The 15,020-nt window shown below is 36.6% G+C and carries 11 protein-coding genes; 7 read left to right on the top strand and 4 right to left on the bottom strand.

Annotation, left to right across the window (positions count from 1 at the left end; all coding sequences use genetic code 11):
- Window positions 1-197: 197 nt before the first annotated feature.
- Window positions 198-1,667 (top strand): pitrilysin family protein, encoded by a 1,470-nt coding sequence (locus tag H5968_RS13620; RefSeq protein ID WP_255427127.1) that lies wholly within the window; start codon window positions 198-200, stop codon window positions 1,665-1,667.
- A 153-nt stretch (window positions 1,668-1,820) separates the two neighbouring features.
- On the opposite strand, the gene H5968_RS13625 is transcribed toward H5968_RS13620, so the two are convergent.
- The 3 genes from H5968_RS13625 to H5968_RS13635 all read right to left on the bottom strand — a co-directional run bounded on the left by H5968_RS13625 (window position 1,821) and on the right by H5968_RS13635 (window position 3,340).
- Window positions 1,821-2,360 (bottom strand): Uma2 family endonuclease, encoded by a 540-nt coding sequence (locus tag H5968_RS13625; RefSeq protein WP_187040386.1) that lies wholly within the window; start codon window positions 2,358-2,360, stop codon window positions 1,821-1,823.
- Window positions 2,361-2,512: 152 nt separating this feature from the next.
- Window positions 2,513-3,052 carry a Uma2 family endonuclease gene (locus H5968_RS13630; RefSeq protein ID WP_187040387.1) on the bottom strand — a complete coding sequence of 180 codons (540 nt, stop codon included), beginning with the start codon at window positions 3,050-3,052 and terminating at the stop codon, window positions 2,513-2,515.
- A gap of 75 nt (window positions 3,053-3,127) precedes the next feature.
- Window positions 3,128-3,340 carry a hypothetical protein gene (locus tag H5968_RS13635; protein WP_187040388.1) on the bottom strand — a complete coding sequence of 71 codons (213 nt, stop codon included), beginning with the start codon at window positions 3,338-3,340 and terminating at the stop codon, window positions 3,128-3,130.
- 162 nt (window positions 3,341-3,502) lie between these two features.
- Here H5968_RS13635 and H5968_RS13640 point away from each other — a divergent pair, with 162 nt between their 5' ends.
- On the top strand, window positions 3,503-3,772 hold the full coding sequence (locus H5968_RS13640) for a YciI family protein (RefSeq protein WP_187040389.1): 270 nt from the start codon (window positions 3,503-3,505) through the stop codon (window positions 3,770-3,772).
- 938 nt (window positions 3,773-4,710) lie between these two features.
- Window positions 4,711-7,236, top strand: coding sequence for a mannose-1-phosphate guanyltransferase (locus tag H5968_RS13645; protein ID WP_187040390.1), 2,526 nt, complete (start codon window positions 4,711-4,713; stop codon window positions 7,234-7,236).
- A gap of 1,372 nt (window positions 7,237-8,608) precedes the next feature.
- Here the strand turns inward: H5968_RS13645 and H5968_RS26120 are convergent.
- Window positions 8,609-8,761, bottom strand: a complete 153-nt coding sequence (locus tag H5968_RS26120) for a PT domain-containing protein (RefSeq protein ID WP_187040426.1) — start codon at window positions 8,759-8,761, stop codon at window positions 8,609-8,611.
- A gap of 478 nt (window positions 8,762-9,239) precedes the next feature.
- Here H5968_RS26120 and H5968_RS13655 point away from each other — a divergent pair, with 478 nt between their 5' ends.
- From H5968_RS13655 to H5968_RS13670, 4 genes are all read left to right on the top strand, one after another.
- The gene (locus tag H5968_RS13655; RefSeq protein ID WP_187040391.1) at window positions 9,240-9,839 is read left to right on the top strand and encodes a helix-turn-helix domain-containing protein; all 600 of its coding nucleotides are present in this window, start codon (window positions 9,240-9,242) and stop codon (window positions 9,837-9,839) included.
- 17 nt (window positions 9,840-9,856) lie between these two features.
- Window positions 9,857-12,910, top strand: a complete 3,054-nt coding sequence (locus H5968_RS13660) for an ABC transporter transmembrane domain-containing protein (RefSeq protein ID WP_187040392.1) — start codon at window positions 9,857-9,859, stop codon at window positions 12,908-12,910.
- Window positions 12,911-12,929: 19 nt separating this feature from the next.
- Window positions 12,930-13,121, top strand: a complete 192-nt coding sequence (locus H5968_RS13665) for a hypothetical protein (protein WP_187040393.1) — start codon at window positions 12,930-12,932, stop codon at window positions 13,119-13,121.
- Window positions 13,122-13,431: 310 nt separating this feature from the next.
- Complete coding sequence (locus tag H5968_RS13670) at window positions 13,432-14,958, top strand: HlyD family efflux transporter periplasmic adaptor subunit (protein WP_187040394.1); 1,527 nt, start codon at window positions 13,432-13,434, stop codon at window positions 14,956-14,958.
- The last annotated feature ends 62 nt before the right edge of the window (window positions 14,959-15,020 follow it).

Here is a 15,020-nt window from a genome sequence, read left to right on the forward strand (position 1 = left end):
ATTTTAGATTTTAGATTTTAAATTGAAGTTGATAAAAACAATCCAAAATCCAAAATAAAAAACTCCTGCCTTCTGCCCCCTGCTCCCTGCTCCGTTCCCTATTCCCTGCAAAATAAGAGTTTTAAACCGCAAAGTACGCAAAGTACACAAAGGAAGAAGAGAGGTTAAATGTGAAGGTTAAGAAGTTGAAGTTTTCATTGAAGTTTTCTAAGAGTTGGCGGTTTATTTCCGCTTTGGTGATTGCTTTTCTGCTGACTTTTAATTTTTCTTGGGTAGCGACGGCAGCAGCAAAGCATTATTCAGATTTACAGTTTACTCCTTTGTCGGAAATTAAATTACCGAAATATGAACGGTTTGTATTAGATAACGGTTTGGTTGTCTATTTAATGGAGGATCATGAGTTACCTTTAGTCAGTGGCACGACTCTGGTTAAAACTGGTAGCCGTTGGGAATCAGGTGATAAAGTTGGGTTAGCGGATGTTGTTGGTTCACTGATGCGAACTGGTGGTACTCTCAAACATCCCCCAGATAAATTAAATGAGATACTGGAACAACGAGCAGCTTCTGTTGAAACAGAGATGAGTGAAACTGCTGGTACTGCTAGTTTTGACAGTTTGACTGAAGATTTAGAAACGGTTTTTGGGTTATTTGCTGAAGTGTTGCGAGAACCAGCTTTTGCTCAAGAAAAGTTAGATTTGATTAAAACTCAAGTTAAGGGTGGTATTGCTCGTCGCAATGATGATCCAGATGATATTGCTAGTCGGGAGTTTAGAAAATTAATCTATGGTCCAGAAAGCCCGTACTCTCGCACGGTAGAATATGCAACTCTGGATCAAATTAACCGTGAAGATGTGGTTAAATTCTACCAGCAATATTATTATCCGAATAATATGATTTTGGGAATTGTAGGAGATTTTAACCCCAAACAAATGCGATCGCTCATTCAAGAAAAGTTTGGTGACTGGAAATCTAATCCCAACATTTCTAAAACTCAACTACCGCAAGTATCATCAGCTAATTTAGGTGGTGTATTTTTTGTTAATCAACCCCAACTAACACAAAGTAATATTCTCATTGGACATTTGGGGGGAACTTTCGATAATCCTGATTATGCTGCATTAAGTGTCATGAATGGGGTGTTAAATGGATTTGGGGGAAGATTATTTAATGAAGTGCGATCGCGTCAAGGTTTAGCTTATTCTGTATATGGTGTCTGGAGTCCCCGTTTCGATTATCCGGGAATGTTTATTTCTGGGGGACAAACTCGTTCTGATGCTACGGTACAGTTTGTGAAAGCATTGAAAACAGAAATTCAACGGATACAAAATCAACGGGTAACAGCAAAAGAATTAAATTATGCCAAAGAATCTACCCTCAATTCTTTTGTATTCAATTTTCAAGATCCCAGTCAAACTTTATCTCGATTAATGCGCTACGAATATTATGGATATCCCGCTGATTTTCTGTTTCGTTATCAAAAAGCTGTCACTGCAACCACAACAGCAGATGTACAAAGAGTGGCCAGAAAATACCTCAAACCAGAAAATTTAGTTACCCTAGTAGTGGGAAATCAAACCGCTATTAAACCACCATTAACTCAGTTAGCAGCTACAGTGACACCCATAGATGTTACTATTCCCGGTTCTCAAACCCAAGCACAGAAATAAACACCAGAATCAACACAAAAATCAACACCAAAATCAACCTATTTGCAGTTCAATACTGTTTGGTGTGAGTTTGAGAAGTTAAAACTTGGTAATTGGTAATTGGTGATTGGTAATTGTTGTCTATTTACTAATTGCCAATTTCCATTATCAAAACTACTCAAAAACAGGAGGCCAAATTTCTGAAATGACCACTTCAAAACCAGGTAATAAATCAGGCAATGTTAAAATATCACCATCTTTTAAAATCACAGTTTCACCATTTTGAGAAACTTCTAATGTTCTAGTTTTAGGATTAATTAAAATTCCCACTTGTGAACCTAATTTAATAAATTCTTGAATCTTTTCTCTCAGTTTATCTATAGAATCAGTTTTAGATTTTACTTCCACTACCAAATCAGGAACTAATTCGGCATAATCTTCTGTTGATATTTTCAATCTCTCAGCACGAACAAAAGAAACATCGGGCGCACGTAAATCAGAATTTGGTAATTTAAAACCCGCACTAGAACCCACTACACGGCCTAGTTTACGAGGTCTAACCCAGTTTCTTAACAAAGATGCAAACTCAGTACCTACTTCTTCTGGTTCATAACCCGACGGACTCATAATAATGATACTCCCATCTACTAATTCCATGCGATAATCTGGATATGCTGTCTGTATTTCTTCTAGTTCTTTCACGGTTAAAGACATGATGATTTTCTCCTGAAATACTACGGAAATACTCTGCTGATTTTTGTGTATTGTTATATTTGATTATATCTGATGTGTTCAATTTTAGGTTAAAGATGATATTATTAATAATAATATTGCAGAAACAATACATATAGGACTAATTATCGACACTACTCAAAAACAGGAGGCCAAATTTCTGAAATGACCACTTCAAAACCAGGTAATAAATCAGGAAGTGTTAAAATATCACCATCTTTAAAAATCACTGTTTCACCATTTTGAGAAACTTCTAATGTTCTAGTTTTAGGATTAATTAAAATTCCCACTTGTGAACCTAATTTAATAAATTCTTGAATCTTTTCTCTCAGTTTATCTATAGAATCAGTTTTAGATTTTACTTCCACTACCAAATCAGGAACTAATTCGGCATAATCTTCTGTTGATATTTTCAATCTCTCAGCACGAACAAAAGAAACATCGGGCGCACGTAAATCAGAATTTGGTAATTTAAAACCCGCACTCGAACCGACTACACGGCCTAGTTTACGAGGTCTAACCCAGTTTCCTAAAATTCGCGCAAACTCAGTACCTACTTCTTCTGGTTCATAACCCGACGGACTCATAATAATGATACTTCCATCTACTAATTCTATGCGATAATCTGGATATGCTGTCTGTATTTCTTCTAGTTCTTTCACGGTTAAAGACATGATGGTTTGCTCCTGAAATACTGAGGCAATAAGAATATTTTAATCTAATTTTTTGCAAATAGTAGAATATTACTATTACATATTTTGACGATTTCTTTCTAGTTTTTCACGAATAGCTGCTTGTACTTTTTCATCAAAGTCAGGATCATTGAAACTAGCAATAATTCGATGAGGACGCTGATTGATGCGGTCTAAATATGTTTGAAAAGCAATTTTATCTCCACGATGTTTGAGGCAATACTGCTTTAATTCAGCATCAGACATGGCATTATAGTTAGTTAGGCTCATCTAATAAATCTCCATTTGGTAAAATTTGAAATTCTATTTCTTCATCATATCCAGCTAATATATAATCATATAAATTATACCAAATATCCCCTAATCATAATTGACTACCATTCACAATACATATAAAATAAATCTTTAACAAATGATAAAAATAACAACACCATGCCAAAATACGTAATGTGGGGAAGCTACTGCGAAGACGTACTAACCAAACGTGAACCCCACCGTCAAGCACACTTAGAAGGACTAGCAAAACAAAAAGAAGCAGGAATTTTAATTACCCTGGGTCCTACAAAAGATGTCACAAAAGTTTTTGGAATTTATGAAGCGGAAGACGAAAATACCGTTCGTCAATTAGTGGACGCTGATCCTTATTGGCAAAATGGCATCTGGACAGAGTATTCTATTAAAGAGTGGATTCAAGCTTTTTAATTCATAATTCATAATTCATAATTGCCGGAGGAGTCAGGAGTCAGTACGGGTTTAGCAGTGCTAAACCCGTACAGGAGTCAGGATAAAGAAAAAAGAATTTATTTTCCCTCTATTCCCTTTTACACTGTCACCTGTCACCTGTAAACTGTCACCTATTCCCTTGTTTACGAATTATGAATTAATCTCTTAATGCTCTTCTAAAATTGCGACGATAGGACGAATTAGCAATAAACAACACTGGCCATAATAAACTAAATCCAATACGATTCAGTAATGTTTGTGTAAAATGAGTCTTATTAAAACCAGACCAGAATTTCATTGCGCCCAATACATAAGTCACAATTAACCCAACAATAATTAATTCCATTACAATCTACTCCTGTGGTAAATGCAGAAAATTGTGCATCACGAGTCACAAACATTGCAGAGAGTTGCTTACCAAAATACAGTTTTTCAAAGCTTTTCGCTGTTGGTGCAGGTAAAACTTGACTCTTAACTTTGCAATGTCTTGATATTAGTTAGGAATAGTATTCCAGAATGCGGCTTGGTAGTCAATGCCAATATGGGGGTATTTATAGAGATTGTTAATAAAAATATAGAAGTATATATAAATTTATATTACTTTTGTATATTATGTCCAGTGCTACTAATAAATCCAGAACACTTAGGTTTGGTTGTTAGTTGATTGTTCTGAATTAGCAGCAGTTTATAGGAATATCTAGGGAAAATTTACAGCTATGTTAAATATAATAAGGGTAATGTAAATACGGGGCTGTAATAATACTAGTTACATAATTTTAAGCGTCGATTTACTTAATTTTTATCAAATGTTTCTTGTGGAAGTTCCTCAAAGATCAATATTCATAGGAGACTAAATAAAGAAGAACCAATTTTTATAACGAATCTCGATGCAGCCAAGGCTGTAATTAGGAGGATTTATGCGTGCAGTGCTAATGGCAGGTGGTTCAGGGACAAGATTACGTCCTTTAACCTGTGATCTACCAAAACCAATGGTGCCGATATTAAACCGACCCATTGCAGAACATATTATCAATCTTCTCAAACGGCATAAGATTACAGAAATAATAGCCACGTTACACTATTTACCCGATGTCCTGCGAGATTACTTCCAAGATGGTAGCGATTTTGGCGTACAAATGACATACTCTATCGAAGAAGACCAACCTTTAGGAACAGCAGGTTGTGTTAAAAATATTGCTGAACTTTTGGATGAAACTTTTTTAGTGATTAGCGGTGATAGTATCACAGATTTTGACCTGACGGCAGCTATTGAATTTCACAAACAAAAACAATCTAAAGCTACTTTAATTTTAACCCGTGTTCCTAACCCGATTGAATTTGGGGTAGTAATTACAGATGAAGAAGGACGTATCAACCGATTCTTAGAAAAACCTTCCACTAGTGAAATTTTTTCTGATACTGTGAATACAGGAACATATATTTTAGAACCAGAAGTTTTGGAATATTTACCAGAACATACAGAATCCGATTTTTCTAAAGATTTATTTCCTTTACTATTGGCGAAAAATGAACCGATTTATGGTTATATTGCCCAAGGTTACTGGTGTGATGTGGGTCATTTAGATGCTTATCGGGAAGCGCAATATGATGCTTTAGCTAAGAAGGTAAAACTAGAGTTTGCATATCAAGAAGTTGCTTCTGGGGTGTGTATAGGTCAAAATACTTATATTGATCCCAGTGCGAGAATTGAAAGTCCTGCCATAATTGGTGATAATTGTCGCATTGGGGCAAGGGTACAAATTGAAGATGGGACGATTATTGGTGATAATGTGACTATTGGGGCAGATGCAAATTTAAAACGTCCTATAGTTTGGAATGGCGCAATAATAGGCGATGAAGCCCAATTATCAGCTTGTATAATCTCCCGTGGGACTCGTGTTGATCGCCGCGCTCATGTATTAGAAGCTGCTGTAGTGGGTTCGCTTTCTACGGTGGGAGAAGAAGCACAAATCAGCCCTGGGGTGCGAGTTTGGCCAAGTAAGAAAATTGAATCAGGTGCTGTTTTAAACATTAATTTGATTTGGGGTAACACTGCCCAAAGAAATTTATTTGGTCAACGGGGGGTACAAGGTTTAGCTAATATTGATATTAGCCCGGAATTTGCTGTCAAATTGGGTGCTGCCTATGGTTCGACTTTAAAACCCGGTTCTCAGGTGAGTGTTTCCCGTGATCAGCGGAATGTGTCACGAATGGTAACTCGTTCTCTCATTGCCGGGTTGATGTCGGTAGGTGTAGATGTGCAAAATCTTGATTCGACAGCTATTCCTATTACTAGAACCGTGATTCCCAAAATTGGGGTAGCGGGTGGTATTCATGTGCGGGTACACCCGGATCGTCCTGATTATATCCTGATTGAATTCATGGATAGCAAGGGGATTAATATTACCAAAGCCCAGGAAAAGAAAATTGAGGGGGCGTATTTTAAAGAAGATATGCGGAGGGCGCAAAGTCACGAAATAGGTGATGTGGTATATCCTAGTCAGGTGATTGAACGTTACTGTACTGCTTTTGAAAAGCTTTTGAATGTGGAAACTTTGCGTAATAGTCGGGCAAAGGTTGTAATTGACTATGTTTATGCGGTTTCAGGGGCGGTGTTACCGCAGATGTTAGATAAGTTTGGTGCTGATGCGGTGGTTTTGAATGCCAGTGTGAATAAAACTGCGATGACGACTACTACGAGGGAAGGTTTGTTAACTCAGTTAGGTCATGTGGTGGAAGCACTCAAGGCTAATTTTGGGGTGCAGGTATCAGCAAATGGGGAACAGTTGATTTTAGTGGATGAGTCTGGTTATCCCGTGCGGGGAGAAATGCTGACGGCGTTGATGGTGGAAATGATGTTAACATCTAATCCTAGAGGTTCGGTAGTTGTACCGGTTCATGCTTCTAGTGCGGTGGAACAGGTAGCACGTCGTCATGATGGTAGGGTAATTAGAACTAAGGCGAATCCTACAGCGTTGATGGAAGCTTGTCAAAAAAATACTAATGTGGTTTTAGGGGGAAGTGGGGATACTGGTTTTATTTTTCCGCAGTTGCATCCGGGTTTTGATTCTATGTTCTGCATTGCCAAGTTGATTGAAATGCTGACAATTCAAGAGCGATCGCTGGCTGCTGTACGTTCAGAATTACCACGGGTGATTCATAAAAGTTATACTGTCCGTTGTCCTTGGACTGCTAAGGGGGCATTAATGCGTTATTTGGTGGAAACTCATCCAGCGCAGAATTTGGAATTGATTGATGGGGTGAAAATTTGTCAACCTTATGATGATAGTTGGGTGTTGGTTTTACCCGATGCTAGTGAACCTTTGGTACATTTATTTGTTAACAGTAGCGATCGCGATTGGGTAGATGATAGTTTGAGAAGCTATCGCAACCGTGTCCAGAGTTTTGTAGAACGAGAACAGGAACATTACGCAGAAGTTTGATTTCTGAATCAGGATGTACAGGATTTTCTCAGTAACTCAACCTTAAAAAACGTCATACCCAGATCCCCGACTTCTTCAACAATTCGGGGATCTATTATCAATTATCAATTATCAATTATCAAAGCCAGTGTAAGATTCTGCCAGAATGGCAAATATACATCCGTAAAATCCTATAAATTATAAATAACAACATAAATAGCTGTGGAAATAGCCTACCGTTAGGCTTTTTCCTAACAACCAAATGTTTACCTTTTACACCAAGACAGATGAAGCGTAACTATTGGTGGTTCTTTTTTCCCGACAGTTTAAACAATTACAAATTTGGGTAATGGCTAACCCGAAATTTGAGATTGTTAGCAAAATTCTACGGCTATTTTAGATGTTAGTTTTTTACGATCATCTTTAGCACTGACAGTAAAATGGGAAATTGAAAAGTTACGGTGAAATCTTCCTTATGGCTGATAGTACCTTGAGTGTAGCACCTTGATTTATCACACTTCTGCTTCATTTATGGTAATCCTATTTCTCCCAAACAGGATTATCTCTACTGCATCAATTGGCAATTTATTAACCGATCATGGAAGCTGGTAAATTACACAGCTTCTTTTTTTATAGCTATTCCCATGCTAGTGAGGTACAAAGTTTTTGTGTTTTAGGGAACAGTGAATAAATTGGTGTTTACTTCATTAGACTAGGAAACGCTATATCAGTAGGTTAACATAATTAAACGTAAAATCAAAAGTGCATAGATCCCCTGCTTCTTGAAGAAGTTGGGGATCTAGGTATTACATTCAGGTAGGGGTTTAGCATTGCGAAACCCTTACTTCCTACTTAGTACACTATATTTTTTGTTTCATTATTTATCGCAGGTTAGATTTATTAAATCAGTTGACTTATGACTAACAGGTTACAAATCTAATTGAAAATTCTCATACTACAGATAGATAAAAATTTGGTATATTTCCGATGGTAATAGAATATATGTTTACTTCAATAGGTAGAGGTTTATCTATTTTTTAGGAAAACATATTTATTTTTTATATTTTTGCAAAATTGAAGAATTTAAATGAAGAATTTAAATATTTTAGATCAAGGTGCATTTCATCAAACTAAAGTATTGCGTCAAAAAATATAAATTTGATGTAAGATTAGTATAAAGATTCAAGAAAGACTATCTGCCCTTGTATAAACTTTCATAAAACTTTCGTGAATATGTAGGAAAATTATGCCATGACTAATAGTATTTCAAGACAAAGCATGAAGAAATTTGGCATTAGACATTTCCGGGAATTAATGTAGAGACGTTCTATAGAACGTCTCTACAAGGGTTTTAGAAAACGCACATTTAATTTTCGGACAAGTCTATTGTCTTTTAACTTGGCTGATAACTTGGCTGATAACTTGGCTGATAACTTGGCTGATAACTTGGCTGATAACTTGGCTGATAACTTGGCTGATAACTTGGCTGATAACTTGGCTGAGAAACAATTTCAGATTTATGAAAATCTGCTGATGAGAAAATTATAGTGTTAAGCTAGTGTTAAAAAATAAATAGCTTCCTGTCCCCAACAAAATGATTTGTAGGCTGCAATTTGTGGAACACAGTTAATCTGATTGGGTAATCACAACCTAACTAACTTAAATCTTTGCAAGGTGCTAGATGAACCTGCATTGCAGGATTAAAAACAATTAGTAATTACTAATTCATAATTCATAATTCATAATTAAAAGACTGCTGATAATTTAACAATTCTCTAAGCAGCCAGGTTTTGCTTGGGATCTAAATTTCCATTCAAAACTAATTATGAATTAATCAATTATAAAGATTTAAAGGTGTTTTACTGTATATTTTTTCAGCCAGCTTTAGCTGCATAGCACGTCATAAATATCATAAATATTTAGTTAGTTAGAAGTGATTTATGAATTTTACATCTGGATTTTAGCAACAGATGTAACAGGTGAATTAGCCCAAATTTTACAGTATTCGGCAACTGGTAAGAATTATGTCATCCTCTGCTCATCAAAATCAAGTTTTGGATCTTTACGATGCACACGATAGCAAGTTTTTAACACCTTTTCAAAGGAGAACATTGTTAAAAAACTTGCAAACTGATTTACAACCAGAATATCGCAGACGCATTGAAATTATCTTGTTAGCAGATATGGGTAAATCTCAATCTAATATCTGTGAAATTATTGGTTGTTCTCAGGAGATGGCAAGATATTGGATCGGTATTGCTGAGGCGGGAATGGCTCATAAATGGAATGAAAGAAGGATAGGTAGACCGAAAACAGTTAATAATCAATATATTGAAAGATTGAAAGAATTGGTCACTCATAGTCCCCGTGAATATGGCTATGCTTTTGGATCTTGGACTGCTCAATGGTTGAGTAAACATTTAGCCAATGAATTAGGAATTGAAATTAGCGATCGCCACATTAATCGCTTGCTTAAACAAATGGGACTTTCTACCAAATCCAAAAGTTCCCAACAACAAAAAAATCTGCCAAATCAGGATGCTAATATCACCATTTGCGATTTGCAATCTAACTCCGAACCTAGTTTCAATTGGTCATTTAATTTAATTCAGACCAATAACTAAACTTGGGAGGTAAGAAAATGACATCAACTTTTTCTCAGGAACAATTAGCCGCACAAATTACCCAAATTTTGGGTGATTCTCTGTCTAAAAAAGACTTAGAAAATTGTATTCAAGCCTTAGAAATTATTGAACCACCAATAGCCAAGCAATTTTGGCAATCAGCCACCGCAGCACCAGGAATTTATTTAGTTTTGGCTGGTAAAGTCAGACTATTAGATGGTGAAAATAATTTAATTACGACTTTAGCATCTGGTTCATCCTTTGGAGAGTTGACACTTTTTCCCGAACAGAAGTTTAGCAATTATGTAGCTAGAGCTTCTATGAATTTAAAAATAGGTTATCTTCCCCAGGAGGTAATTAATAAGATTTCGACAGTATGGGAGCGCCTATTCCTGAAGGCAGAACTTTGGGATACATTGCTGTTATTGTGCCAAAACTCTGCTATTCCCCGCCATGAATCAGTAGAGGAAATGTTAACAGCATTGTCCTTATTTACCAAACAAAATTTAGATATTGGTACTGTAAATTCCCAAATCATTAAAGATGCTAAACTGTTGTTAGTAAGGCAGGGAGAATTACAAAATGCTCAAGGTACAAAATTAACACCTGGTAATATTTTGGCAAATCCCCCACAGGGAAATTGGCAAGCAACAGAACCAACAATAGCTTACATTTTACGTCAAGCTGATTGGCAACAAGCAATACAACATTGGCCGCAACTTAGTACATTAATTGCAGCAGAAAATATACCAATTACCGAACCGATCAAGCGCGAAGTTAAACCCAAAAATCCCAATGTCATTCAATTTCCCCAACCGAGAAACCAACCTCAACCACAACCGAAACAACACCCCAAACAACGCCAAAAATACTTTCCTAGTCCTACTGTCACCGCCAGTAATTGGTGGCGCAAAATTAGCAAACGTTACCCATATTTTGAACAACAAAGTGCTTCTGATTGTGGTGCAGCTTGCTTAGTGATGATTAGCCGTTATTGGGGTAAAAATTTCAGTATAAATCGCTTGCGGGAACTTGCTAATGTTAACCGTGCTGGTGCATCTATGCGGAGTTTAACTTCTGCGGCTGAAAGTATTGGTTTTGCTACTCGTCCAGTAAAAGCTAGTTTAGATAAATTAGCACAACAACCGTTACCAGCGATCGCCCACTGGGAAGGTAAACATTACATCGTTGTCTATGAAATCACCAAAAAACAGGTAATTGTTGCTGATCCTGCTATTGGTCAACGCACCCTCACTATCGGGGAATTTAAAGCCGGTTGGACTGGTTATGCGTTGTTATTACAACCGACAAAATCACTCAAAGAAACCCCAGAAACGAATACACCATTTTGGCAGTTATTTGATTTAGTTAAACCTCACTTTCAGGTATTACTAGAAGTATTTGTAGCTTCGGTATTAATTCAAGTTTTTGGACTGGTGACACCTTTATTTACTCAACTATTATTAGATAGAGTCATTGTTCAAGGTAGCACCATTACTTTAAATACTGTTGGGTTTGGTTTGCTAATTTTTGGCTTATTTCGTGTTATCATCAATGGACTCAGACAATATTTATTAGACCACACAGCCAATAAAATTAGTGTAGCCTTATTGGTGGGATTTATTAAACATACATTTCGTTTACCTTTGTCATTTTTTGAGTCGCGTTATGTTGGTGATATTGTTTCTCGCGTCCAAGAAAATCAAAAAATTCAACGGTTTCTTACTGGTGAAGCATTATCTATTATTTTAGATTTACTGACCGTGTTTATCTATGTCGGTTTGATGTTTTGGTATAGTCCACCTTTGGCTTTGTTAGTATTAGCAATAGTTCCACCTTTTGTCTGTTTAGCTCTTTTAGCTACGCCTTTTTTAAGACGCATGAGCCGTGAAGTCTTTGGTGCAGTAACTAAAGAAAATAGTTACTTAATTCAAAGTTTATCTGGTATTTCTTCTATTCGATCAATGGCTATTGAACAAACAGTGCGTTGGCATTGGGAAGAATTGCTAAATAACTTGACTAAGAAAAATTTTAGCGTTCAGGTAATCGGCAACCAATTGCAAATAATTAGTTCTACCATTCAATCCCTAGCTACCACTGGTTTATTGTGGTTTGGAGCATGGTTAGTGATTCAAAATCAATTAACTATTGGTCAATTAGTGGCTTTTAATATGTTATTGGGCAACATTATTCAACCTTTTCAAAGGTTAATTGTATTATGGAATCAATTACAAGAAGTGATTGTTTCCACTGAGCGGATTAATGATGTCTTAGAAGCCGAAGTAGAAGAAGATTTAGCAATACAACCCCGGCAAAGTTTATCAAGATTACATGGAAGAATTTGTTTTGATAATGTGACATTTCGCTATCATTCAGACAGCGAGGTTAACATTCTAGAAAATTTAAGTTTTGAAATTCAACCTGAACAAAATGTAGCCGTAGTTGGTCGCAGTGGCTCAGGAAAAACCACACTTTCTAAATTGATTTTAGGGTTATATCTGCCGACAGATGGTAGAGTATTAATTGACAATCAAGATGTGACTTGTATTGCCTTAAAATCCTTGCGATCGCAAATAGGAGTTGTTGACCAAGAAACATTTTTATTTGGTGGTACAATTCGGGAAAATATCAGCATAGCTCACCCCGAAGCCAGTTTAGAAGAAATTATTGAAGCAGCACAATTGGCAGGTGCAGATGAGTTTATTAAACGGATGCCAATGGGTTATGAAACCCAAATTGGAGAAGGTGGAGGAATGTTATCAGGAGGACAACGCCAACGCCTAGCCATAGCACGTGCATTATTAGGAAATCCGCGCCTTTTAATATTAGATGAAGCTACCAGTCATCTTGATGCTGAATCTGAGAGAATTATTCAGAACAATCTCAAAAAAATCCTTAAAGGACGCACAAGTTTAATTATTGCCCATCGTCTTTCTACTGTGCGTAATGCTGACCTGATTTTAGTTTTAGATCGCGGTGTTTTAGTGGAAAGCGGTAATCACGAAGAATTGATTGCTAAAAAAGGACATTATTATTATCTCAATCAACAACAACTAGCCGCTACAGGTTAAATCAGTAAATAGGTGACAGGTGACAGGTGACAGTAAGAAGGGAATAGGAAATAGGGAACAGGTAACAGGTAACAGGGAACAGGTAATTATTGATTTTCTTCCCAGTCACCAGTCACCAATCACCAATCACCTTAATCTTCAATATAAATCAAGAGACGTTGCATACAACGTCTCTAATATGTATGTTGCATTTTCAACTAAATTTATTTAAAAATCAAAGGGCTTTTTCATATAAATTGGCTTAAAAAAAGTAAGGATTCAGGGTTCAGCATCAATGAAAGTTTTCGAGTCATTGGTTGTTGATGAAAAAACTTTCTCCTGTGGATTCCTGCTACAAACAAATATTCTAACTTCTGACTCCTGTAAGGGCGTTCGCGAAGCGTGCTGGAAGCATCAGCATTCGGGCTAATAATTATCAATTTTTATCACAGGCTATTTTCCGAATGCTTCGCCCCTACGACTCCTGACTTCTTACTTGAAAAAGTAATTTTTCACCTTACAAATTGACAAATCATTAAAATATGCCACAATCAACTTACAATTCATCCTCATCCGTTTTTATATCAGGACAAACTCATTCTGCTGATATTCAACAGGAAAAACAGACAGCAACTACAGCAAAAGATTGGTTTTATGGTACAGAAGAATTATTAGATGCCTTACCCAAAGCCTGGACACGCTCAATGCTCTATTTACTAGTTAGTTTTACAGCAGTAGCCTTACCTTGGACAATGTTTTCTCAAGTTGATGAAACTGGAAATGCTAGTGGTAGAATAGAACCAAAAGGTGCAACCCAAACATTAGATAGTGCAGTTACTGGTAGTGTTATTGCTGTCAATGTTCAAGAAGGTGCAACAGTTAAAGCTGGACAGGTTTTAGTAGAAATTGACTCGGAAGTTTTGCGAACAGAACTGCAACAAACCCAGGCCAAATTAGAAGGTTTAGTTAATCGCCAAGCTCAATTAGAATTACTCAAAAATCAAGTATTACTGGCGATAAATATCCAAGAACAACAAAACCAGTCCCAACAATTAGAAAAACTCGCTCAAGTTAATCAAGCAAGAGAAAACTTGGATGCTAAACAAAGTGCATATAATCTGCAACAATGGGAAAGACTCGCTCAAATTGAACAAGCAAAACAAAGCATCAATTCTACCCAAATTGCCCATCATTTAGCTAAAAGTCGTTTAAGTCGAGATTTATTAGAAGTTGCTCGATATCGTCAACTTTTACAGCAAGGTGTAATTCCTCAAATTAGATTTGTGGAAATAGAAAAAACAGCAGGAGAAAGTCAAAGATTAGCAGAAGAAGCTAAAGCTAATATTAAACAATCTCAGTTGCGTCTTCAGGAAGAGGTAAGCCGATATAACTCAATGATGACTCAAGCTAAGTCAGATATTGAACAAGCAAAACTGCGTTTACAAGAACAGGAAAGTAGCTATCAAAGTGTTGTACAAGCAGGTAAATTAACATTGTTGAAAAATCAGGAACAACTAAAAGATTTACAAACACAAATTACTTCAGCGACATCAGAAATTACTCAAACCAAAAGTCAGATTAAATCATTGGAATTGCAATTACAACAACGAGTAGTGCGATCGCCTATTGATGGCACAATTTTTGAATTACCTGTGAAAAAACCCGGTTCTGTTGTGCAAACAGGACAGATGCTGGCGCAAATTGCCCCCAAAGGTGCTACTTTAATTTTGAAAGCACAAATGCCCAGTCAACAAAGTGGTTTTGTGAAGGTAGGAATGCCAGTAAAAATCAAGTTTGATGCTTATCCTTTCCAGGAATATGGTGTGACGCAAGGGCGTGTTACCTGGATTTCACCTGATGCTAAAATTCCAGAAAATAGCCCCACTCGCTTAGAAACTTATGAGTTAGAAATTGCCTTGGAACAACCTTATATTCAAGCTGGTAACAAACGTATTCCTTTAACACCAGGTCAAACCGCAACCGCAGAAGTTATTGTGCGTCAACGTCGCGTTATTGACTTTATTTTAGATCCGTTCAAAAAGCTGCAACATAATGGTCTAGACCTTTAATATAGTAGGAGTCAGGAGTCAAGAGTAAAACTACTCCTGACTCCTCAATTATTAATAATGGA

Source organism: Sphaerospermopsis sp. LEGE 00249, assembly GCF_014299995.1.
GTDB classification, from domain to species: Bacteria; Cyanobacteriota; Cyanobacteriia; order Cyanobacteriales; family Nostocaceae; genus Sphaerospermopsis; species Sphaerospermopsis kisseleviana.